Annotated in this window: 24 protein-coding genes, 1 tRNA gene and 1 pseudogene; 10 read left to right on the top strand and 16 right to left on the bottom strand. The window is 71.0% G+C overall.

Translation table 11 applies throughout. The annotated features are described in order from the left end of the window. Nucleotides 1-157: 157 nt before the first annotated feature. From ACWC5C_RS00345 to ACWC5C_RS00360, 4 genes are all read left to right on the top strand, one after another. On the top strand, nt 158-1,345 hold the full coding sequence (locus ACWC5C_RS00345; protein ID WP_450872286.1) for an HpcH/HpaI aldolase/citrate lyase family protein: 1,188 nt from the start codon (nt 158-160) through the stop codon (nt 1,343-1,345). Continuing rightward, the gene (locus ACWC5C_RS00350; RefSeq protein WP_450872288.1) at nt 1,342-4,227 is read left to right on the top strand and encodes a phosphoribosyltransferase; all 2,886 of its coding nucleotides are present in this window, start codon (nt 1,342-1,344) and stop codon (nt 4,225-4,227) included. Before ACWC5C_RS00345 ends, ACWC5C_RS00350 begins: the two co-directional genes overlap by 4 nt. 34 nt (nt 4,228-4,261) lie before the next feature. After that, nucleotides 4,262-5,122, top strand: a complete 861-nt coding sequence (locus ACWC5C_RS00355) for an HAD family hydrolase (RefSeq protein ID WP_450872290.1) — start codon at nt 4,262-4,264, stop codon at nt 5,120-5,122. A gap of 170 nt (nt 5,123-5,292) precedes the next feature. Beyond that, the gene (locus ACWC5C_RS00360; protein WP_450873205.1) at nt 5,293-5,907 is read left to right on the top strand and encodes an O-methyltransferase; all 615 of its coding nucleotides are present in this window, start codon (nt 5,293-5,295) and stop codon (nt 5,905-5,907) included. On the opposite strand, the gene ACWC5C_RS00365 is transcribed toward ACWC5C_RS00360, so the two are convergent. From ACWC5C_RS00365 to ACWC5C_RS00375, 3 genes are all read right to left on the bottom strand, one after another. Further along, nucleotides 5,882-6,658 carry a DUF4383 domain-containing protein gene (locus tag ACWC5C_RS00365; RefSeq protein WP_450872292.1) on the bottom strand — a complete coding sequence of 259 codons (777 nt, stop codon included), beginning with the start codon at nt 6,656-6,658 and terminating at the stop codon, nt 5,882-5,884. The two genes, ACWC5C_RS00360 and ACWC5C_RS00365, sit on opposite strands and share 26 nt — an antisense overlap. Nucleotides 6,659-6,744: 86 nt before the next feature. Beyond that, a complete protein-coding gene (locus tag ACWC5C_RS00370) occupies nt 6,745-6,966 on the bottom strand; it encodes an FmdB family zinc ribbon protein (protein ID WP_450872293.1) in 222 nt (73 codons plus the stop codon). 129 nt (nt 6,967-7,095) lie between these two features. Then, nucleotides 7,096-8,352, bottom strand: a complete 1,257-nt coding sequence (locus ACWC5C_RS00375) for a hypothetical protein (protein ID WP_450872294.1) — start codon at nt 8,350-8,352, stop codon at nt 7,096-7,098. A 155-nt stretch (nt 8,353-8,507) separates the two neighbouring features. On the opposite strand from ACWC5C_RS00375, the gene ACWC5C_RS00380 reads away from it, so the two are divergent. Continuing rightward, nucleotides 8,508-8,579 (top strand) — tRNA-Val (locus ACWC5C_RS00380). Nucleotides 8,580-8,757: 178 nt separating this feature from the next. On the opposite strand, the gene ACWC5C_RS00385 is transcribed toward ACWC5C_RS00380, so the two are convergent. The 5 genes from ACWC5C_RS00385 to ACWC5C_RS00405 are packed head-to-tail and all read right to left on the bottom strand — an operon-like array spanning nt 8,758 to nt 9,914. Continuing rightward, nucleotides 8,758-8,916 carry a hypothetical protein gene (locus ACWC5C_RS00385; protein ID WP_450872296.1) on the bottom strand — a complete coding sequence of 53 codons (159 nt, stop codon included), beginning with the start codon at nt 8,914-8,916 and terminating at the stop codon, nt 8,758-8,760. Beyond that, nucleotides 8,913-9,083 (bottom strand): hypothetical protein, encoded by a 171-nt coding sequence (locus ACWC5C_RS00390; RefSeq protein ID WP_450872298.1) that lies wholly within the window; start codon nt 9,081-9,083, stop codon nt 8,913-8,915. The genes ACWC5C_RS00385 and ACWC5C_RS00390 overlap by 4 nt, the downstream gene beginning before the upstream one ends. Continuing rightward, nucleotides 9,080-9,298, bottom strand: coding sequence for a hypothetical protein (locus ACWC5C_RS00395; protein ID WP_450872299.1), 219 nt, complete (start codon nt 9,296-9,298; stop codon nt 9,080-9,082). The genes ACWC5C_RS00390 and ACWC5C_RS00395 overlap by 4 nt, the downstream gene beginning before the upstream one ends. Next, nucleotides 9,295-9,495 carry a hypothetical protein gene (locus tag ACWC5C_RS00400; RefSeq protein ID WP_450872301.1) on the bottom strand — a complete coding sequence of 67 codons (201 nt, stop codon included), beginning with the start codon at nt 9,493-9,495 and terminating at the stop codon, nt 9,295-9,297. Before ACWC5C_RS00400 ends, ACWC5C_RS00395 begins: the two co-directional genes overlap by 4 nt. Then, on the bottom strand, nt 9,492-9,914 hold the full coding sequence (locus ACWC5C_RS00405; RefSeq protein ID WP_450872303.1) for a hypothetical protein: 423 nt from the start codon (nt 9,912-9,914) through the stop codon (nt 9,492-9,494). The genes ACWC5C_RS00400 and ACWC5C_RS00405 overlap by 4 nt, the downstream gene beginning before the upstream one ends. Before the next feature lie 180 nt (nt 9,915-10,094). On the opposite strand from ACWC5C_RS00405, the gene ACWC5C_RS00410 reads away from it, so the two are divergent. Beyond that, the gene (locus ACWC5C_RS00410) at nt 10,095-11,315 is read left to right on the top strand and encodes a helix-turn-helix domain-containing protein (RefSeq protein WP_450872304.1); all 1,221 of its coding nucleotides are present in this window, start codon (nt 10,095-10,097) and stop codon (nt 11,313-11,315) included. A 37-nt stretch (nt 11,316-11,352) separates the two neighbouring features. Continuing rightward, nucleotides 11,353-12,069 (top strand): bifunctional diaminohydroxyphosphoribosylaminopyrimidine deaminase/5-amino-6-(5-phosphoribosylamino)uracil reductase RibD, encoded by a 717-nt coding sequence (gene ribD, locus ACWC5C_RS00415; protein WP_450872305.1) that lies wholly within the window; start codon nt 11,353-11,355, stop codon nt 12,067-12,069. Nucleotides 12,070-12,144: 75 nt separating this feature from the next. On the opposite strand, the gene ACWC5C_RS00420 is transcribed toward ribD, so the two are convergent. The 5 genes from ACWC5C_RS00420 to ACWC5C_RS00440 all read right to left on the bottom strand — a co-directional run bounded on the left by ACWC5C_RS00420 (nt 12,145) and on the right by ACWC5C_RS00440 (nt 15,710). Further along, on the bottom strand, nt 12,145-13,143 hold the full coding sequence (locus ACWC5C_RS00420) for a sporulation-delaying protein SdpB family protein (protein WP_450872307.1): 999 nt from the start codon (nt 13,141-13,143) through the stop codon (nt 12,145-12,147). Beyond that, complete coding sequence (locus tag ACWC5C_RS00425; protein ID WP_450872309.1) at nt 13,125-13,757, bottom strand: SdpA family antimicrobial peptide system protein; 633 nt, start codon at nt 13,755-13,757, stop codon at nt 13,125-13,127. The genes ACWC5C_RS00420 and ACWC5C_RS00425 overlap by 19 nt, the downstream gene beginning before the upstream one ends. Continuing rightward, on the bottom strand, nt 13,754-14,431 hold the full coding sequence (locus tag ACWC5C_RS00430) for a hypothetical protein (RefSeq protein ID WP_450872310.1): 678 nt from the start codon (nt 14,429-14,431) through the stop codon (nt 13,754-13,756). Before ACWC5C_RS00430 ends, ACWC5C_RS00425 begins: the two co-directional genes overlap by 4 nt. Nucleotides 14,432-14,474: 43 nt before the next feature. Further along, a complete protein-coding gene (locus ACWC5C_RS00435) occupies nt 14,475-14,888 on the bottom strand; it encodes an SdpI family protein (RefSeq protein ID WP_450872312.1) in 414 nt (137 codons plus the stop codon). A 270-nt stretch (nt 14,889-15,158) separates the two neighbouring features. Then, nucleotides 15,159-15,710: an MBL fold metallo-hydrolase gene (locus tag ACWC5C_RS00440; protein ID WP_450872314.1), complete on the bottom strand. Its 552-nt coding sequence runs from the start codon at nt 15,708-15,710 to the stop codon at nt 15,159-15,161. Between the two features lie 117 nt (nt 15,711-15,827). On the opposite strand from ACWC5C_RS00440, the gene ACWC5C_RS00445 reads away from it, so the two are divergent. Next, on the top strand, nt 15,828-16,193 hold the full coding sequence (locus ACWC5C_RS00445; RefSeq protein ID WP_385445471.1) for an MmcQ/YjbR family DNA-binding protein: 366 nt from the start codon (nt 15,828-15,830) through the stop codon (nt 16,191-16,193). A gap of 22 nt (nt 16,194-16,215) precedes the next feature. Here the strand turns inward: ACWC5C_RS00445 and ACWC5C_RS00450 are convergent, their stop codons facing one another. Then, the gene (locus ACWC5C_RS00450) at nt 16,216-16,689 is read right to left on the bottom strand and encodes a hypothetical protein (RefSeq protein WP_450872316.1); all 474 of its coding nucleotides are present in this window, start codon (nt 16,687-16,689) and stop codon (nt 16,216-16,218) included. A 130-nt stretch (nt 16,690-16,819) separates the two neighbouring features. On the opposite strand from ACWC5C_RS00450, the gene ACWC5C_RS00455 reads away from it, so the two are divergent. Both ACWC5C_RS00455 and ACWC5C_RS00460 read left to right on the top strand, forming a co-directional pair. Continuing rightward, complete coding sequence (locus tag ACWC5C_RS00455; protein ID WP_450872317.1) at nt 16,820-17,761, top strand: phosphotransferase family protein; 942 nt, start codon at nt 16,820-16,822, stop codon at nt 17,759-17,761. 227 nt (nt 17,762-17,988) lie between these two features. Beyond that, nucleotides 17,989-18,501 carry a DinB family protein gene (locus ACWC5C_RS00460; protein WP_450872319.1) on the top strand — a complete coding sequence of 171 codons (513 nt, stop codon included), beginning with the start codon at nt 17,989-17,991 and terminating at the stop codon, nt 18,499-18,501. Between the two features lie 45 nt (nt 18,502-18,546). Here the strand turns inward: ACWC5C_RS00460 and ACWC5C_RS00465 are convergent. Continuing rightward, a pseudogene (locus tag ACWC5C_RS00465) lies at nt 18,547-18,699 on the bottom strand (histidine phosphatase family protein); the annotation flags it as partial. Between the two features lie 156 nt (nt 18,700-18,855). After that, a complete protein-coding gene (locus ACWC5C_RS00470) occupies nt 18,856-19,791 on the bottom strand; it encodes an MASE1 domain-containing protein (RefSeq protein WP_450873207.1) in 936 nt (311 codons plus the stop codon). Nucleotides 19,792-20,039 lie beyond the last annotated feature (248 nt).

Genomic DNA, 20,039 nt, shown 5'->3' on the forward strand with positions numbered 1-20,039 from the left:
TGCGGCAGGACGGGCATGCCGGATACCGGAGCGACGCGTAGGAGTTACGTGATTTTCACGGTCTTGGGGAACTTTTGACCAGCGCTCGGACGTACGATAATCGGCCACCCGAGGGTCGTGTGGCCCGGGTGGGGATACCGGCAGTGCGGGGAGAAGCATGCGGCATTTTGGACATCTGTCGGACGAGGTGCGGACGCGTCTCTTCCATCAGCAGCCCGTCGAATTCTCGGTCGACTCACCGGCCCGGACCCTCGCCGTCGCACTCGGCGCCACCCTCTACAGTCCCGCCACCCGGCCCGCCCTCGTCGAGGACATCCTCAAACAGGCAGGTCGGGGCGTTGTCTCCATGGTGCTGTGCCTGGAGGACTCGATCCATGACGCCGAGGTGCCGGGCGCCGAGGAGAACCTCGTGCGGCAGTTCGCCGCCCTCGCCGAGCGCGGCGCGGTCACCGATCTGCCGCTGCTCTTCATCCGGGTGCGCACCCCCGAGCAGATCGTCGACCTCGTCCGGCGGCTCGGACCGGCCGTTCGGCTGCTGTCTGGATTCGTACTGCCCAAGTTCACCGAGGAGCGCGGGGTTCCGTTCCTGGAGGCGCTGATATCGGCCGAAAACCGTGAGGTGGCCGAGGTGTTGGGGAACCGGCGGCTGTACGCGATGCCGGTCCTGGAGTCGCCCGAGCTGATGCACCGTGAGACCCGCACCGAAACCCTCGCCGGGATCGGCCGGATCGTCGACAAATACCGGGAGCGGGTGCTGGCGCTGCGGCTCGGGGTGACGGACCTGTGCTCCGCGTACGCGCTGCGCCGGGCGCCCGACATGACCGCGTACGACGTCCAGCTCGTCGCCTCGGTCATCGGCGACGTGGTCAACATGCTGGGCCGGGCCGACGGCACCGGATTCATCGTCACCGGCCCGGTGTGGGAGTACTTTAAGCAGCACGAGCGCATGTTCAAGCCGCAGCTCCGGCTCAGCCCCTTCTCCGGGCGGGCCGAATCGCTGCGCGCCGCGCTCATCGAGCACGACATGGACGGACTGCTGCGCGAGATCGAACTCGACCGGGCCAACGGGCTGCAGGGCAAGACCTGCATCCACCCCACCCATGTCGCCCCGGTGCACGCCCTGTCCGTCGTCAGCCACGAGGAGTTCAGCGACGCGGTGGACATCCTCGAACCCGAGCGCTGCGGGGGCGGTGTGCTGCGCTCCTCGTACACCAACAAAATGAACGAGGTGAAACCCCACCGGGCCTGGGCCGAACGGACCCTGCAGCGCGCCGAGGTCTTCGGCGTCGCCCGGGAGGATGTGAGCTTCGTGGAACTGCTGGCCGCCGGCCTGCGGACCGCATGAGAGGAATTGAGGCAGACAGCGTGGTGTGGTCGGGACAGTGGGTCGCGGACCGGCTCGGCGTACGGCTCGACGGCGACGAGCGGTTGCCCGGGCTGCTCGGACTCGCGCTGCGGCGCAACCCCAAGCGGGCGCATCTGCTCGTGTCGAACGTGCTCGGCAAACACGTGCCCCAGCGGCCCGCCGATGTCCACGGCGCGGGCGTGGCGCTCGGCGAGCGGGTGCGCGCCCTGCTGGGCGAGGAGGCGGCGGCCCGCGCCGTCGTCCTCGGCTACGCGGAGACGGCCACCGGCCTCGGCCACAGCGTCGCGGACGGCCTGGCCCTGGCCCCGTATCTGCACTCGACCCGCCGCCCGGTCGCGGGCGTGCCCACGGTGGGCGGCTTCGAGGAGGAGCACAGCCATGCCACGTCCCATCTGCTGCTCCCGGAGGACCCCCGGCTGCTGTCCACGGACGGCCCGCTGGTCCTGGTGGACGACGAGTTCTCCACCGGCCGCACCGTCCTCAACACCATCGCCGCCCTCCACCGCCGCTTCCCCCGCGACCGCTATGTGGTGGTCGCCCTGGTCGACATGCGCTCCCCCGAGGACCGCGCCCACCTGGACGCCTTCGCGTCCGACCTGGGCGCCCGCGTGGACCTCGTCACCGCCGCGACCGGCACGGTCCACCTCCCGGACGACGTCCTGGAGCGCGGCCGGGCGTTGGTGGCGGCCCACGGCACGGAGGCGCCGGGGGCGCCCGCCGCGCCCCCGGCCGCCGGGGATACGGCCCCCGCCGCCGAGGCCGGGCCGGGCCGGACGGACGGCGTCCCGGAGGCCGTACGGGTCGACCTGGGCTGGCCCGAAGGCCTGCCGGACGGCGGCCGCCACGGCTTCACCCCCGCCCACCGCACCCGCCTGGAGGCCGCGCTTCCGGCGATGGCGGCACGTATCGCGGAAGCGCTGACCGCCGCCGGTGCGGCGTCGGCATCGCCGCACGGCGGCGCGCCCGGGGCCGCGCCGCGCCGCGCCCCGGCGGACGTGGCCGAGGCAGGGCCGGACTCGCCCGCCCCCGCCGCGCCGCCCGCCGCCCGCCCGGCGCCCGCGCCCGCGCCCGCCGGGGCGGTGGACGTCGACTCGGCGTCGGCATCGCGTGCCGGGGCGCCCGGGTGGGACGATGCCGCCCCGGCCTGGGCGGACGTGGCAGAGGCGCAGTCGGGCTCGGTACCGCCCGCCGACCGCCCGGCGCCCGCGCCCGCCGGGGTCGTGGACGCCGCCGGGCTGCCGGGCCGGAACCCCCTCGCCGCCACGCCGCGCAGCGTCCTCGTGCTCGGCTGCGAGGAGTTGATGTACGCGCCGCTGCGGATCGCCGGGGCGTTGGACGGCGCGCTCGACGCGGCCGAGGTGCGGTATTCGACCACCACGCGGTCGCCCGTGCTCGCCGTGGACGACCCCGGGTACGCGATCCGTACCGCGCTCACCTTCCCCGCCCATGACGCCCCCGCCGATGGGCCCGGCGCGCGCTACGCCTACAACGTGGCGCCCGGCGCCGACCCCGCGCGCCGCTTCGACGCGGTCGTCGCCGTCGTCGACTCGGCCGCCGACACCCCCGCGCTGCACGCCCCCGACGGGCTGCTCGCGCGGCTGGCCGCGCACACCGACCGGCTGCTGCTGGCCGTCGTCCCCTCGTACGTACCGTCCCCCACCGCTCCCGTCCCCGCTCCCGCTCCCGTCCCCGAACGACAGGCCCCCTTCATGCACCAACCGCCGCCCGAGCCGCTGCGCGGTCCCGCGTTCTCGTCCTACGCCGCCGATGACGTCGGCTGGCTGCTCCAGGACTTCTCCCACGTCACCCTCGAAGCCCCCACCGAGGAGCGCGAGGAGGCGATCCAGAGCGGCGGGGCGCACTACGCCGAGTCGCTGCCCGTCGAGTACCAGCCCAGCGAGGACTACCAGGAGCTGTTCCGCGCCGCGCTCGACACCTCCGCCGCCCGCATCGCCCGCGCGGTCGGCACCGTCACCGAGACCGTGCTCGCCGAGCGCTCCCCGCGCCCCGTCCTCGTCTCGCTCGCCCGGGCCGGTACGCCGGTCGGCGTGCTGATGCGCCGCTGGGCGCGCCACGCCCACGGGCTCGATCTGCCGCACTACGCGGTCTCCATCGTGCGCGGCCGCGGCATCGACACCGCCGCGCTGCGCTGGCTGGCCGACCACCACGACCCGGCCGACATCGTCTTCGTCGACGGCTGGACCGGCAAGGGCGCGATCACCCGCGAGCTGTCGGACGCCCTCGCCCCGTACCCCGGCTTCGACCCGCGGATCGCCGTCCTCGCCGACCCGGGCCGCTGCGTCGACACCTACGGCACCCGCGACGACTTCCTCGTCCCCTCCGCGTGCCTCAACTCGACCGTCTCCGGGCTGATATCGCGCACCGTGCTCCGCGCCGACCTCGTCGGCCCTGACGACTTCCACGGCGCGAAGTTCTACCGCGAGCTGTCCGGAGCCGACCTCTCCGGCGCCTTCCTCGACGCCATCACGGCCCGCTTCGCGGAGGTCGCCGACGACGTGGCGGCCGACGCGAAGGAGCTGGCCGCCGCCGACCGCACCCCGACCTGGGAGGGTTGGCGGGCCGTCGAGCGGATCAGCGAGGAGTACGGCATCCACGACGTCAACCTCGTCAAGCCGGGCGTCGGCGAGACGACGCGCGTGCTGCTGCGCCGCGTCCCGTGGAAGATCCTCGCCAAGCGGGGCGCGGGCGCGGACCTGGACCATGTGCGGCTGCTCGCCGAGCAGCGCGGTGTGCCGGTCGAGGAGACGGACGGCCTGCCGTACACCTGCGTGGGGCTGATCCATCCGCGCTACACCCGAGGCGCCACGGGCGCGGACGGCAAGGCGGTGGCGTCCAGATGAACGTGACGATGACCTACTCCGCGGAGGCGGCCCGATGACCGTTCTGGTGGCAAGTGATCTCGACCGTACGCTGATCTACTCGGCGGCGGCGCTCGGGCTGGACATGCCCGACGCGGAGGCGCCCCGGCTGCTGTGCGTCGAGGTGTACGAGGGCAAGCCGCTGTCGTACGTCACGGAGACCGCGGCCGGGCTGCTCGCGGAGCTGGCCCGTACCGACGTCTTCGTACCGACGACCACCCGCACCCCCGAGCAGTACCGGCGGGTCCATCTCCCCGGCCCCGCCCCGCGCTTCGCGATCTGCGCGAACGGCGGCCATCTGCTGGTCGACGGCGAGTCCGACCCCGAGTGGCACGCGGGCGTACGCAGCGCGCTGGCCGACGCGTGCGCCCCCCTGGCCGAGGTTCGCGCCCACCTCACCGCCACCGCCGACCCGGCGTGGCTGCTCAAGGAGCGGGTCGCGGAGGACCTGTTCGCGTATCTCGTCGTGGAGCGGAAGCTGCTGCCCGACGAGTGGGTCAAGGAGCTGGCGGTGTGGGCGGAGCCGCGCGGCTGGACCGTCTCGCTCCAGGGCCGCAAGATCTACGCCGTACCGAAGCCGCTCACCAAGAGCGCGGCGGTCGCCGAGGTCAAGCGCCGCACGGGCGCGGACGAGGTGATCACCGCGGGCGACTCGTTCCTCGACGCCGACCTGCTGGCGGCCGCCGACCACGCCTGGCGCCCCGGCCACGGCGAACTGGCCACCGCGGGCTGGACGGCACCGCAGGTCACGGCGGTGGAGGAGCAGGGCGTCGCGGCGGGCGAGGCGATCGCCCGCGCCCTGTCCGAACACGCCTCCCTGCACCGGGCGAAGGCCCGCCGCGAGGTCATCCGCGCCGTCTCCCGCGGCCGGGGCTGAGCCGCGCCGTCCGCCGTGCTGTCCGCCGCGCGGGGTACGGGGCGCGGCCCCGGCCCCCGCGCGGCCGTCCGCGCTACAGTCGAGCCGGAACTGGACCTGACTCGGACTGACGAAGGGGCCCCGTGGCCGAGAGCAAGAGCACCCCGATCACCAGCGAGTTGTACGGCTACATGCTGGCCCACAACCCGCCGCTCGACCCCGTGCAGCGCGAGCTGGTCGAGGTGACGCACGCGCGGCTGCCGGAGGTCGCCGGGATGCAGTCCGCCGAGGAGCAGGGCCCGCTGCTGGCGTTCCTGGTCCGGCTGACCGGCGCCCGGCACATCGTCGAGGTCGGCACCTTCACCGGCTTCTCCGCGCTGTCCATGGCGCAGGCCCTGCCCGCCGACGGCACGCTGGTCGCCCTCGACGTATCGGACGAGTGGACCGCGTACGGGCGCGAGGCGTGGGCCAAGGCGGGGGTGGCCGACCGTATCGACCTGCGGATCGCGCCCGCCCTGGACTCCCTGCGCGCGATGCCCGCCGAACCGCACATCGACCTGGCCTACCTCGACGCGGACAAGGGCAACTACATCCCGTACTGGGAGGAGCTGGTGCCGCGGCTGAGCCCGGGCGGGCTGATCGTCGCGGACAACGTCTTCTACCACGGGGCCGTCGTCGACCCGGCGGCCTCCGGTGGCGGTGCGGCGATCAAGGAGTTCAACGACCATGTGGCGGCCGATGACCGCATGGAGGCGGTCATGCTCACGATCGCCGATGGCCTCACCCTGGCTCGTCGCCGGGGCTGACCTGCGGCGGTGCGGGGCGGTGGCGGCGGAGTCGGCGGCGCTTGGGGGTTTCCGTGTCGCCCGGCCCCCGGTCGAGCTTCCCCCACTTCCCCGGCGGCTGCCCGCCCTCCTCGTTGGTGTCCTTGGTGCGGTCGACGGCCTCCTCGCCGCCTTGCCCCGCCTGCCGCCGGGCGGCCATGGCCTCGCGCGCCCGGGCCTCGCGCTGCGCCTGCTCGGGGTGGCGGGCGATCCAGTACGGGTTGTCATGCGGCAGCTTGCTGCTGACCCTCCCGTACATCCCGAACCACATCAGCATCAGGCCCACCACAAAGCTGAACAGCACGTTCTGCAGCCGGAAGGCCAGGAAGTTGAAGCTGGTCTCCAGCAGCGCGAGATTGACGAATCCGCTCAGCAGGAAGAGCAGCCCGAGCACCATATTGAGCGTCGAGGCGAAATTGCCGCCGATGACCATGCCGACGAAGAGCAGCACACCGATGACGATGGACAGCACACTCAGCGCGCCGTTGGTGTTCAGCTCGGCGACGGTGGCGCCGCCGGTGTCGAAGAACCCGATGTTGTCGGTCAGGCCGAGGATCCCGAAGGCGACCAGGACCAGCCCCATCAGCCCCGCGCCGATGCGGTAGACCCGGCTCAGCCGGTGGTCGACCGGCAGGTGTTCGTCCAGCTTGGTGTGCCCACCGATCCGCTCCGGAAAATGCCGCGCGGTGCCTGCGGGGTGCGGACCGATGGGGGAGGGGCGGCCAGTAGCCATGTCGGCCTCCTAACCGGCGAGGCCGTACCCGATGGGTACGCGGGGGTACGTACCGGTTTACGCACCCCCTGACGTACCTCCCAGCATCAGCCGCAGCACCCGCCCCCGCAACATCCGCCCCCACCAGAGGCGGGCGCGGCCGGTGCGGAGGAGGCGGCGGAGCCGCCGGTGACGGCGACGGTCGAGAGCAGCTTCACCGTGTCCTCATGCCCTTCCGGGCAGGACGCGGGCGCCGAGGACTCGGCCATGGGCCGGGTCAGCTCGAAGGTGTTCCCGCAGGCGCGGCAGCGGTATTCGTAGCGAGGCATGTCAGGAGCATAACCACCCCGAACGCCCCCAGAACCCCATTCCGCAGCTCAGCCCGCCGCCCCGCCGCCCAGCGCTCAGCCCGCCGCTCCGCCGCTCAGCGCTCAGCCCGCCGCTCCGCCGCCCAGCGCTCAGCCCGCCGCTCCGCCGCCCAGCTCGTCGCGGATCTCCCGTACCACCCGGGCGACCGACTGCCGGACCGCCTCCGTCTCCGTGAGGAAGTGCCACCAGTCCGGGTGCCGCCCCTCCAGACCCGCGACCGCCCGGTCCAGCCGCGCCACCGCGTCGTCCAGGGGGCGGGCGTGGCGTGGGTCGGGGGTGCTGCGCCCGGCCATCGCCAGCCGCTGGGCGTCGCGGATCGCGAACCGGGTGCGGTCGATCTCCTTGTCCTGGTTGAACGACACCTCGTCCAGCCGCCGCAGCCGGTCCCCGGCCGCCGATACCGCCTCGTCCGTGGTGTTCAGCAGCGCCCGCACCGTGCTCAGCAGTGCCGTGGCGTCCGGCCAGCGCTGCTCCTCGCGCGCCGCCCGTGCCTCGCCGAGCTTCGCCTCGGCCTGCGCCACGTCCCGCGCCGCCTGCCCGGGCACCGACTGCAGATCCTGCCAGCAGGCCGCGCTGTAGCGGCGGCGCAGCTCGCTGAGCACCGGCTCGACCCCGGCGGCCCGGGTGGTGATCGCCTGGGCGCGGGTACGCAGCGACACCAGCCGCCGGTCTATCTCCGCCGCCCGCTCCGGCAGCCGCTCCGCCTCCCCACGCACGGCCTCCGCCCGGCGCAGCACGTCGTCCGCGCGCCGGATGGTCTCCTGCACGCCGTGCTGCCCGGCGCCCTGGTTCAGCTTGGTCAGCTCGGGCGACAGCGCCGCAAGCCGCGCGGCCAGATCGTCCGCCCGCAGCCCGGAGCCGCGCACTTCGTCCAGCGCGTTCGTGGCCGCCAGCAATGCCTGCCGCGCCCGCTCGACGGCCGGTGCCAGCCGCGCGAGCTGCGTCTCGGCCTGCTGCAGCAGCGACCCCAGCCCCTGCCCGAACCGGTCCAGGTCCGCCTTGGTCCGCCGCAGCTCGTCCCGCGCCCGGGTCAGCTCCGCCCGCGCCCGCCCGGCCGCCGCCGCGTCCAGCCCGTCCCGGTCCAGGTCGTGGGCGTCCACGGCGGTGATGTAGTCGTGGCTGACCTGGTCGATCCGCTGCCCGAGCGCCGCGAAGTCGGCGGCGGCCCGGCGGGCGGCGGGGGAGTCGTCCACCGCCGTGATCGTCTCGATCGAGATCCGCAGATCCCGCTGCGCGGTGTCCAGCTCGTAGAACGCGGCCGCCGCGGCATCCTTCGCCGCCTGCGCCTCCGCCCGCTGGCTCTCCCCGCGTCCCCCGAACCACCGCCGCGCAGGTGTCGCCGCCACTTACCTCTCCCAATGGATCGCCCGGGCCCGGATGTCATTCTCCCACCCACCAGGGACGAACACAGAGGTCGGTAGGGTTCGCGTCCTCGGCTTTTTCCCACCACAACCGGATTGCGGCGCCACCCCGCGAACAGGGTAGGCTGACAGCTCCCCCAGGGCGCATAGCTCAGCGGTAGAGCGCTGCCCTTACAAGGCAGATGTCGGCGGTTCGAATCCGTCTGCGCCCACAGTGACTGACCGCAGGTGAGAGCCTGTTTCGGCCCCCAATCGTTTTGGGTTGGGGGCTGTTTCATGCTGAGAGTCCACATGGAGTCCACATCTCCACGGATGCAGCGGTGTGCAGGGACGGCCGCTGAATACGGCTGCGGCTACCCGGCGGTACGCGTTACTGCAGGTAGATGGAGGTCAGCGGCTGGCGTAGGTGTAGGCCAGCAGCGCCACCGGCATCGCCGCGCACAGCACGAAGCAGATCCTCCACGCCGGTAGGCCGAAGAAGCGGGTGCCCTCGCCGTCGGGGTGCACCTCGTCGCCGTCTCGGACGACCCGGTGAGTCCTGATCTTCATACCTGCCTCCGACGCGTCATGACCGCGGCTGCCCAGAGGAAGACGACGGCCACCGGCGCCATGACCATACAGCCGCTGGTCTGCCCGTTGCCCATGTCGCCGCCCGGGCCCGGCTTCTTGCGGCCCTTCTCCTGGGCCTTGTCCCCGTACTCCTTGTAGTCGCTCACGCTGCCTCCAGAAGGCGTGTCAGGGATGTTGATGAGGCCGAGGTGTCGAGGGCCGCTCGCACCGCGCGGTGCAGCCTGTCCCCGTAGTCGCACCGCTCGCCGTCCCAGCAGTCGGGGCAGGCCATGACGTGGTCGAGGAACCGGCTCCAGGCGGTCGGCCGGACGTGGACGACCGCTGCGGGCTCCCGGCGGCGCTCCCTCCTGAAGGCCCTCACCGCTGCCGCCTGACGGGCTCGTTGCGGTCGAGGAGACGGCGGCTGCAGTCGAACGGGTCGCGCTGCTTCGGGAACGTGGGCGCGCAACCGGGACAGGCATACACCGTGCCGCCGCCACCGCTCCCGCCGTAACCGATCGCGACGACGACCGGTTCCCTGGTGGGCGTCTGGCAGCGGGCGCAGACCTGGACGCTCACCGCGCCGTCGCCTCCTCGGCGGGCTCGGCGGCGATCGCCCGCACCAGGGCCTCGTGAAGCCGTCCGGGGTCGGTCAGGTACCGGTCCGGGCCCACGGGCACTCGCCAGTGCAGGCGCGGACCGCCCCTCCAATGCGCGGGCGGCACGCCGACGTACGTGACCTCGGCTCCGTGCGCGCCGAGAGCGTGGATGCCCCTCTGGAGGCGCCCCCAGCGCTCAGCGTGGCCGCTCGGGATGAGCCAGTACATCAGGCCGTAGTCGGCGATGACGGCACCGCTCGCGTCGCCGAGTAATGCGAGGACGCGTTCGCCGATCTCAGCGGGGGCGCGAAGGATGTCCCAGTGCGGGCCGACCTGGACCATCTCAACCTCGCCACGCGGCGAGGACCACGGCTCGGCCGCGGGTTGAGTAAACGTCATGAAGAAGCCTCCGGCGGGTGCGTCTCACCTTGTACGTCCAGACAAACGCGACTCCCCGCCCGCCGTCTCAGGCGCATGCGGCACACGCTGCGCGTATGCAGACCCTGCATACGCATGCGACCCGGGTCGCTACTGTGGGTATCCCTTATCGAGCCACGCCACCGCACACCAGGACCGGACATGGCGCATTTAGCGAACCACCCCAACGCAGGTGAGGCCATCGCCGCCGCCCGCCACGAACGCGGCTGGACCCAGCAGCATCTGGCCGATATGTGCGGGTACAGCCAGAGCACGATCAGCCGTCGGGAACGCGGCCTACAGTCCGCGCGCGACATCGAGGTGCTTGCTCTCGTCGCCGATCGGCTCGGTATGGCCCCTGCCGTAGTCGGGCTCGCCGGAGAGGCGCCACACCATGCTGCGGTGAAACGTCGTGACTTCCTGGGCACGACGGCGGCAGCGGCTGGTCTCGGGATCCTCCCCGTCCCTGCCAGCGCCGCCGGTGGCGCGACTCGCCGCCCGGTCAATCCGGCCGTCGTCGGCCACCTCCAGCAGCTCCGCGCCACCCTGGTCCAGTCGGACGGGCTCTACGGACCGCACGCGGCGATCAGCGCCGTCCACGACCACCTCACCGTCATCGAGCGGCAACTGCTCCCCGCAGCCCGTGGTCCCCTCCGCCGGGAGATCCTCAAAACCGGCGCGGAGTGGGCCGAGTTCGCCGGTTGGCTGTACGAGGATCTGGGCCGCCCCCAGCAGTCCCTTTGGTGGTCCGACCGGGCGATGGAATGGGCTCAGGAAGCCGACGATCCCGTGCGGCAAGCCTTCGTTCTGATGCGCAAGGCGCAGCAGTCAGTCGGGCTCGGACAGCGGCAGCGGGCCATCGGCCTGGCATCGGCGGCCCTGCGAGTCCGTGGCGACGTGCCCGCACGTATCCGAGCTTCCGCCCACCTTCAAGCAGCACATGGCCATGCTCTCCTCGGAGGCGAGCTGCCAGCCCTCCGCGCGCTCGATGCCGCCCAGGAACTCGTCGACGGAGACGAAGCGGTGAACGATCAGCTCGGCGGCTACTGCAACCCCGCCTACGCCCGTGCCCAGCGTGCCGCGTGCCATCTGCGCCTGGGCAATCCTGCGGACGCCGTGGCCACCTACCAGCAGGCCTTGAAACACTGGCCCGCCATATACCAGCGTGAACGCGGCCTGCATCTGGCCCGGCTCGCCAACGCGCACGCCGCCCACCGAGCCCCGGACGCAGCCTGTGCCACCGCCATGGATGCGCTGAACATCAGCCGTGAGACGGAGTCCCGCCGTACGACCGAGGAGCTTCGCCGGGTGGTGACCAGCCTGGCGCCATGGCGACGTACGGCGATGGTGCGGGACTTGACGGAGGCCGTCGCGGCGGTGTGACTAGGCTGCCCGGAACCAAGATCTGCTGGAGGAGCCCATGCACATCAACGAGTTGGTCGGCGCGGACGAGTGGCACAGCGTCGAAGGGCGGCCGTACGTCGTCTACAAGTACGCGGCCACGCTGGACGGGCGCATCGCGGCAGCGGACAGCACCAGCCAGTGGATCACCAGCGCCGAGTCGCGGGCAGAGGTCCACGCGCTGCGCGCGGCGTGCCAGGCGACGGTGGTCGGTTCCGGTACCCAGCAGGCCGACAATCCCCACCTCGCCGTCCGCTCCGCGAAGGACGACCCGAAGCTGAAGGTGGCTGTGCCGGTCGACGAGCAGCCGTGGCGCGTGATCGTCGACAGCAACGCGCGGACCCCCGCCGCCGCCCGGGTGCTGGACGACGCGGCCCCCACGATCATCGCCGTCGCCGACGACGCGGACGCCACGCACCTGGACGACGTGGCGACCGTCGTCCGGCTGCCGCGTGCTAAGGAGGGCCTGGACCTTCACGCGCTCCTGCGCGAGCTGGATGGGCGGGGCGTACGCGGCATGTTCCTGGAGGGCGGCCCGACCCTCGCCGCATCGTTCGTATCGGCCGGGCTGGTCGACCGCATGATCGCCTATATCGCGCCCGCGCTCCTCGGCCGCGGCAAGAGCGCCCTGCAGGGCGGCACCATCGAGACGATGGACGACATCCTGCGATGCGAGCTGGTGGACGTGTCCCGCTCCGGCCCGGACGTCCGACTGATCGCCCGCCCGAGGCGCTGACCGCACAGGCCGTCCGCCGTAAGGCTGGCTCGAAGCCTCAACCCATCGGCACAGGAGCCTCGTTGGCTTCTCGCTCTACGACCCGAGCTTCACCGCGTCGGTCTTGCTGGTCGGCTCAGGATCCGTCGGCATGGACGAGTGGCTCGCCCCAGGGGAACTACGGGTGTGCGAGAGCGGACTCTTCAAGCGCGGGGCGTTCGCGTCGATACCCCGGGATGCCGCGCAGATTACCGCTCCCAACATGATGAACCCGAAGGAGATAATCCCGAGCTGCAAGATGATCAGAACGTGAAGGCATGCGCTCATAGCCGCAGCCACCATCTGCCGGGATCCGCCCCGCAACAGGAACAGCGCGATCAGGCCTTCCGCGAAAATCGTCCCCCATGCGGACAGAAGAGCGATAAGGGTGATGCCCGTCGCCCAGCGAAACAGGTCGGCGAACAGACCGGCTGCCCCGAAGTTCTCCATACGCGCGACGTAATACGTCGCACTTCCTTCCGCCCACGGGCCGACGGACAATTTTGCCAGGGCGCTATTGAGATAGATGTACGCGACTTGGAGCCGCACGCCCCACCAGCCTGCCCAGGCGAGGCCCTGCTGGATCGACCCCTTCCCCTCTTCGCTGGTGGACTGTTGCCAATGCCATCTCCGCCGGTCATTGGCGCAAGCCAGAACGAGGAAGAAGGTGACGACCTGTGCAACAGAATCTCCGCCGTCAGGTAGCGATACCGACTGACCGATGGAGAGGGACGCCCAGAAATGCAACACGGTGGTGTACCGAGGCAGAATCCCGCTCGCGACGATCAGCAGCAAGGCCAGCACCAGGACGTCGAGGAGCTGACGATCCGCAGAGCCTGCCAGGCAGTAGAGCGACACGCCCTGGACCGGGGTCGAACAGTCAATCGTGATCTCATCCCCGCCCACCGGAACGAAGAGATGAGAGGCCGGAGTGAAGACCAAGATGGATGCCTGGGCAAGCGCGATCATTGATCTGCCGATGCCGAGAGCCCGGGACTCGGCGGGAAAGCGTCGGACGGACCGCTCCATCGCTACGGCTATTTGCTGTGCGAACACTTCGCCTCCACAAGAGCGGCCTTCTTGTCGAGGCGCCATCCTTCATACTTGTCGCGAAACTTCCACGGAACAGGTGCCGACTCCACCAGGACCAAACGCCCGCAAACAGTGGGGACCGGAGACGAGTTCGTGACAGAGGCGGGCCCCGAGGACCCGGCGACCACCGCTGGGCAATCTCCCTCTATCTCCTCGCAGTCCTTCCATGCGTGTACCTGATTCGCCATGCTGGCAACCTCTGGGCCTTGCGCACGCTGGCGCCGGGTGAGCCCATAGAGATTGTCCGAGCGCGAATTCGGTAGTCGCGCCGCATAGGAAACACCATCGTCGGACACGGTGTACGGAACGAACTCAGGGTCATTCGGAGGTTTCGTGAAGAACGCCCAGCTCTGGGGCAATAACCTCGCTGACAGCGACCGAAGTTCGCCTCCGTCGCGCGTGGAGAGCACGTTGCTCGGAAGGGAAAAGAAGATTGATCCAGCTAGCATGGTTCCGACGAGGAGAATGCCGCCCACGGCAGCGACCAGGCCTGGTACCGAGTGAATCGGCTCAGGGCCTCCCGTCTCGGTGGTCTGCTCGTCAGTGTTCTGCTCGGTGATCGCCGGGCCGTGACTCATGTCAGCGCAGTGGTCAGGGCGTTGACAAACGTGTCGCGCTCGATGCCCGAGCCGCTCGGGCTGCCATCCTCGAGGTACCACGTGACGACCACGAGGGTTGCGAGGGCGTTGGTGGCAACTCCGGCGTTCGTGTACGCGACGGCGTTGGCGGCCCCCGCGGCGTTCACGTAGATGGCCACGTACGCACCCATCCAGAACCAGCCGCTCTCCTGTGCCCGCGCCTTGCCGCTGGCCGCAGGCTTACCGGTCTCCTTGATCCACTTGTTGAAGGAAATCGAGAAGTCGCGGAGAGCGGCATTGACACGCACAGGATCGCCGGACTGGAAGGGAACCGCCATATCCTGGTGGAACCCGGGGTGGGCCGCCAGATACCTTGCGATGACCTTGTTCAGCGCTTTTTCGTTGGTGTGTGGCTTATCGGGATCGAATCCGAGCATTCGCTTCAGCTCGGGGTTCGCATCTGCGATCGGCCCCTGGGCGGCGAGCAGCAGCTGAAGAAACTGCGCGTCGCTGTACTTGGCGGTCCCCTTCGCGGTCTCCTTGAGCTGCGCCTTGCCCGGCGCGGAAGCTCCGCGGCCGTCGTCGGCCAAGGCGGTTTGGGTGGTCACGCCGCCCGCCACAAGGATGGAACCGGCCGCTACCGCGGCGACTATTTTTCCGGAACTGAACTTCACAGTGTCTTCCCCCGACATGTGATGCATTTCAGCGAGAGCTGAACTAGCTATCTGAACTATCGACCGCGCGTGCAGCCGAATTTGCCTTGACCGCTGCTGCGGTGAGGAGTGCGAGAACCACGACGATTCCAGTCAACGGGACAATGATGACAGCCGGGTTTTCGGTGTCGCTCAGCGTCAACACCAGGCTGATTGCCAAGGAAATCGCACCCACGGCATAGGCGGTCAAGGAAGTCACCGTCAGCATCGGAGCCGCTGAGGCGTGCCCTGCCTGCCATGCGTGGTCCGAAGACATCGTTGCCTTGGTCCTGATGCCGATCACAGAGTTGCGCTCGATGCTTCCACTCGCAACTTGATTCTTCACGTAATGAATCATCGCGCCCAGCGTGATCAGCCCTACGCCGAACACAAAGCCCGCACCCGGATTCATTGCCCGCCCTCCCAAGAACGTAGACATCTTCGTTTCCCATGGGAGACGCCCTACGTCCCCATCCGCTAACAGGGGTCAGGTCACCTGTCAATGCGTCAGATCGGGACCCCCGTCCACTCTGCATATGCGCAAGCCGTTTGCAGGGCTTTGCAGTACTGCAACCGTAACATGATCATGCTCGGGCATCTCAAGGTCATTTCAAAACACCTCCCGGTTGATGCCTTCGCCCAGTTGCGGAGGGAGTGATTCCGGAAACTGGTGATGGCGGTGCGGGGGTCTTGTTTCATGTTGCACGCGTCATGCGGTCGCGGCGGATGCTCCCCGCAGGGCGGCCGCGGCGTCGTGCGGGATCGGGGCGCCGTGGCCGAATGCGGCCGTTTCGGTGTCGAGCTGGGCCAGCCGGTGCAGGGACTGGACGGCCCGGGCGCGGTCGGTGTTGAAGATGCCCAGCGTGGTCCGGCCGACGTTGGCGACCGCGTCGCCGGTGAACAGCACCCTCGGGCCGGGGCGGGGCGGTGGAAGGGATGCCTTGATCGGTACTTCGAAGGGCTCCAGCACCGGGGGCGCCCCGGTCGCCTCGCCCCGGATCACCGGGGCCTCCAGCCGGTGCGCGACGACTTCCGCGCCGTGCCGGTCGGCCAGTTCGGCTGCCGAGCCGGTGTGGTCTTCGTGCCAGTGCGTCAGCACGATCCGCCGCAACGCCCCGTCCAGCGCGGCTTCGATGTCCGCCGCGCGGTCGGCCGTCCCGGTGTCGATGAGGGTCAGCTCGTCGCCGTCCCGCCACAGGTAGGCGGCCCCCACGGGAAAGCGGAGCATGCGCAGGCTCGGTAGTACCTCGATGGACTCCATACGACGCAGCCTGCACGACCGGCCTCGCCGTTGTCCGGCCGTTCGGTGGCAGAGATCGTCGCGGGACTGGTAGAGCTGTGGTGCCAACCCCATCGGCCGAGATCGAGGAGACCTGGAGTGACCCCCGAGCAGCTGCGGGCCTTTTGCGTTTCCTTCAACGCGGCCGTGGAGGAGTTCCCCTTCCCCCGCGTCCCGGACGTCTCGGTGTTCAAGGTGTGCGGCAAGATGTTCGCGCTGACGACCCTGGACGCACGGCCGCTCACCGTGAACCTGAAGTGCGACCCGGAGGCCGCGATCCGGCTGCGCGGTGACCACCCGGGGCTGATCGCGCCGGGGTGGCACATGAACAAGCGCCACTGGAACACGGTCACCGTGGACGGCGACCTCCCGGACCAGCTGGTCCGGGAGCTGATCGAGGACTCCTACGATCTGGTCGTCGCGGGGCTGCCGCGCGCCGAGCGGCTGCGGCTCGACCGGCCCTGAGGTCTGGACCGGTCGAGCCGTGTCAGGGCCCGGCAGACAGGCGGAAGCGCGCGATGCGTACCCCGTCCGCCGCCGCCAGCGCCTCCTCGTGCGTCGGGTGGCGGTCGCGCGGGAAGCCGACGAACGGGTCCCGGATCGCCCCGGGGCCATCGCGCCGGACGAGTTCCTCCAGCAAGCCCGCCACCTGCTCGCGGTCCTCGACGGCCGTGGCCTCGGCCCGCACCTCCCGGCCGCGCACCCGCAGGCGTACGGCGCGAGGGCTCCGGAAGTTGCTCATCCAACCGGTCCGCGCGCCGAAGGCCCACAGCTCGTCGGGGGCCCACCGGTAGTAGGCCACCGGGATCGCGTAGGTGCGGCCGGTCTTGGCGCCCGCATAGGCGAGCAGCATGAGCCGCCCGCTCACCAGCGGATGCAGCCGGGACCGGAGCAGCGGGCGGACGACGCGGTTCGCGGCGTTGAACAAGCTCTCCGGCGGGTGCCAGCGCGTGCGAGCCATGTGATCCGGACTCCTCCGTCGGCATCGTCTGCCCGGCCAACCTAGGGCTGGTCCACCGGTGCTGACAACGTCTCAGTTGAACGGCTAAACGCGGTGACGGCGGGCCGCGTGGTTTCTAGGGTGGGGTCTTGTGCTGTCCCGTCCTTCCTTCATCAGCGATGACACTGTCGCGCGTGCGGTCGCCGCGCACTGGTTGCCCGAGGCCGTCGAGGTGGGGTATCTGCCCTGGGGGTTTGGTGCGCACCACTGGCGGGTGGGCGGGGGCGGGGCGACGCTCTTCGTTACGTTGGACCAGCTGGCGCCCCGCCATACCGCGGCGTCGCTGGAGGCCGCGTACGCGGGGGCCGCGGCGCTGGGGGCCGTAGGGCTGGGTGTGGTGTGCGCGCCGTTGCCCGCTCGGTCCGGGCGGTTCACCGTGGACGTCGGGGCCGGGGTGCTCAGCGTGACGCCGTGGCTGGAGGGGCGGTCCCCGACGGAGGCGGAGGCGCGCGAGCCGGACCACGTCCGGCAAGTCCTCGCCGCGCTGGCCGCGCTGCACGGCGCCGCGCCGCCGGACGGTCTGCGGCGGTGGGCTCCGCGGGTCGGGCCCGGGTTCGCCGAGGAGCTACGGGTGCGCACTGCCCGGCCCTGGACGTCCGGGCCGCTGGCCGAGGAGGCCCGGGCCGCGATCGCCGACCGGGAGGAGGCGATCGCGCGCTGGACGGGCCGGTACCTCGACCTGGCGGACCTCGCCCGCGCCCACCAGGACTCCTGGGTGCCGACCCACGGCGAGCCGCACCACGCCAACCAGGTCGTGGACGCCTGCGGGCTGAGGCTGGTCGACTGGGAGTCGCTGGCCCTCGCGCCGCGCGAGCGGGACTACGCCGATCTGCTCGCGGCGAGCGCGAACGCGAGCGCGGACGTGGGCGACCGCCTGCACGCCGACCCCGCGATGGTCGAGCTGTTCGCGCTGGACTGGCGGCTGTCCGAGATCGACGAGTACGCCCGCTGGTTCGCCGCGCCGCACACCGGCACCGACGACGACCACACCGCCCTGGAAGGGCTGCACGAGGAACTGTGGACAACCCTGTGACCCGTTGGGGTCGGGTTGATCCACAGGCTCCGGCGGTTGTCGGTGGTGGGCCGTACCGTGATTCCTGTCCTTATTCACGCTGCTGGGCTGCGCGTGACTCGGATGCGGAAGGCCGGGCCCTACAGCACGGGTCCGGCCTTCATCCGGCAGTCATTCGGTCCGGCAGTCATTCGGTCTGGCGGAAACTCCGGTGCGGAGTGCGAGGGGGAGGAGTAGCGTCGGCGGGCATGATTCCTGCCCGGGTGAGGCCCGCGTACGAGGCCGATGAGCGGACGCAGTTGGTCGGTTGGCTGGACATGCAGCGGTCGATCGTCCACTGGAAGTGTGAGGGGCTGTCCCCCGAGGATGCCCATCGGGCGGTGCTGCCCGCCTCGCCGCTGATGACGATGGCCGGTGTGGTGTCGCATATGCGGTGGGTCGAGCACCTCTGGTTCGAGGTCGTCCTGAGGGGTGGGCCCGCCGAGGGGCCGCAGTTCGATGAGGGGCCCGAGGACGCGGACATGCGGGTCGAGGGCGTTCCGCTGGACCAGCTGCTCTCCGAGTACGAGCAGCAGTGTGCGGTGTCGGACGCGATCATCGCGGACCACGCGCTGGACGACGTCGGTCGGCACCCGACGCTGCCCGTCGCCGCTGCCTCGCTGCGGTGGATCGTGTTCCACATGATCGAGGAGACCGCCCGGCACGTCGGGCACATGGATGCGATGCGGGAGCTGATCGACGGTGGGAGGGGCTACTACTGAGCGGCGGCGCGGAGGACGACTTCGCCCGGTGCCCTGGGCGGCCGGTTATACGGCGGGCAGGTGTGATGTGTCGTTGTAGAAGAGCAACGAGGCGGGGAAGCCCGGGCGGTAGCGGATCACGGTCAGGGCCGCGTTGTCGTGGTTCAGGCCCAGCCAGCGCCAGGGCGGTGCGTCGAGTGCGGCGCGGACGAGCCAGCCGTCGTCCGTCAGCGCGCGCTCGTCCGGGGTCGCTTCGCCGTGCCGGGTCAGATAGAGGTGGCGGGTGGCCTGCGCAGCGGTCATGGGTCCGTCTCCTCCGGCAGCGGCAGCGAGCAGCAAGCAGTGCGTGAGCGTACGGACTGCTAGATGCCGTACCTACCGGCCGGGTTCCCGCTCGTCCGGGGTCAGCCGCACCACGGTCTCCGCGAGTTGGACGCACACCTGCTCGATCTGCCGCCGCGTGTGGTCGCGCTCGGCGATGATCGCCGCGAGCAGCAGGGCGGTCAGGGTGGTGGAGCCGTTGAAGGCCTGGAGGGTGACCATCCGGGTCAGCAGCGAATGCCCCGTGAAGGGGCCGACGCCCTCGGCCGTGGCCTGGATCGCCAGGACGGTGACGATGAGCGAGCAGGGCGCGGCGCCGGGGAGCTGGAACCGGAGCGCGGCCCAGATGAGGAAGGGGAAGACGAGGAAGAGCAGGCTGGCGGCCGAGCGGGTGGCCACCAGCATGACGGCCGCCGTGCCCAGGAGCAGCGCCGCCGCCTCCAGCCAGCGGTACGGGGTGACGCCGCGCGGCAGCCGGGCCCGGCGGGCGGCCAGCAGCAGGGGCGTGACCACCAGGACGCCCATCGCGTCCCCGGTCCACCACACCGACCAGGTGGGCCAGAAGGCGTTCGCCGGGAGGGCGTCCGCGAGGACGAGGACGGCGGTGCCCAGCGTGGAGCTGATCAGCATTCCGGCCAGGGCGCCGAGGAAGACCAGGGCCAGCGCGTCCCGCAGCCGGTTCAGCTCCGTACGGAAGCCCGCGCGCCGCAGCAGCAGATACGCGCACAGCGGGGCCAGGGTGTTGCCCGCGACGATCGCGAGGACGGGGAGGGGCGCGGGCCCGATGGGGGCGTTGACCGCGAGGGCGCCGAGGGCGATCCCGGGCCAGCTGCGCGGGCCCAGCAGGAGCAGACAGGCCAGGGCGATCCCGGTCGGCGGCCACAGCGGGGTGACCTGGTCGCGTACCAGCTCCTGGAGGAGACCGAGCTGGGCGCCTGCGTAGTAGACCGCGGCCACGGCGAGGGTCAGGGCGGCGGTGCGCAGGGGCATCTGAGTGCGGGTCGTCCCGTCGCCGCCCTCGCCCTCGCCGCCGCCCGCGCCCGCGCCCTCGCTCTCGTCCCCGCCGTCTCCCTCGCGCACCACAGCGGCCATGACACTACGGACCGCCCGGCGGGCACGGCCGGACACGCGGACCGGCGCGGGCGGCCCGCCGTACGGGTGAGCCTCGGCGGGCGCCGTCACGGTGGGCCGTATGGGTGACCCGTACGGGTGACGCCCAGCGCATATGCGCACCGGGC

Source organism: Streptomyces sp. NPDC001700 (assembly GCF_053596435.1).

Bases quoted from the DNA above. Each gene is read 5' to 3' on its own strand.
- ACWC5C_RS00410 (WP_450872304.1), top strand. From the start codon at position 10,095: ATGGCGCATTTAGCGAACCACCCCAACGCAGGTGAGGCCATCGCCGCC.
- ACWC5C_RS00425 (WP_450872309.1), bottom strand. From the start codon at position 13,757: ATGAGTCACGGCCCGGCGATCACCGAGCAGAACACTGACGAGCAGACC.
- ACWC5C_RS00470 (WP_450873207.1), bottom strand. From the start codon at position 19,791: ATGCCCCTGCGCACCGCCGCCCTGACCCTCGCCGTGGCCGCGGTCTAC.
- ACWC5C_RS00385 (WP_450872296.1), bottom strand. From the start codon at position 8,916: ATGAAGATCAGGACTCACCGGGTCGTCCGAGACGGCGACGAGGTGCAC.
- ACWC5C_RS00360 (WP_450873205.1), top strand. From the start codon at position 5,293: ATGCTGGCCCACAACCCGCCGCTCGACCCCGTGCAGCGCGAGCTGGTC.
- ACWC5C_RS00460 (WP_450872319.1), top strand. From the start codon at position 17,989: ATGATTCCTGCCCGGGTGAGGCCCGCGTACGAGGCCGATGAGCGGACG.
- ACWC5C_RS00355 (WP_450872290.1), top strand. From the start codon at position 4,262: ATGACCGTTCTGGTGGCAAGTGATCTCGACCGTACGCTGATCTACTCG.
- ACWC5C_RS00435 (WP_450872312.1), bottom strand. From the start codon at position 14,888: ATGTCTACGTTCTTGGGAGGGCGGGCAATGAATCCGGGTGCGGGCTTT.
- ACWC5C_RS00450 (WP_450872316.1), bottom strand. From the start codon at position 16,689: ATGGCTCGCACGCGCTGGCACCCGCCGGAGAGCTTGTTCAACGCCGCG.
- ACWC5C_RS00350 (WP_450872288.1), top strand. From the start codon at position 1,342: ATGAGAGGAATTGAGGCAGACAGCGTGGTGTGGTCGGGACAGTGGGTC.
- ACWC5C_RS00365 (WP_450872292.1), bottom strand. From the start codon at position 6,658: ATGGCTACTGGCCGCCCCTCCCCCATCGGTCCGCACCCCGCAGGCACC.
- ACWC5C_RS00440 (WP_450872314.1), bottom strand. From the start codon at position 15,710: ATGGAGTCCATCGAGGTACTACCGAGCCTGCGCATGCTCCGCTTTCCC.
- ACWC5C_RS00345 (WP_450872286.1), top strand. From the start codon at position 158: ATGCGGCATTTTGGACATCTGTCGGACGAGGTGCGGACGCGTCTCTTC.
- ACWC5C_RS00370 (WP_450872293.1), bottom strand. From the start codon at position 6,966: ATGCCTCGCTACGAATACCGCTGCCGCGCCTGCGGGAACACCTTCGAG.
- ACWC5C_RS00405 (WP_450872303.1), bottom strand. From the start codon at position 9,914: ATGACGTTTACTCAACCCGCGGCCGAGCCGTGGTCCTCGCCGCGTGGC.
- ribD (WP_450872305.1), top strand. From the start codon at position 11,353: ATGCACATCAACGAGTTGGTCGGCGCGGACGAGTGGCACAGCGTCGAA.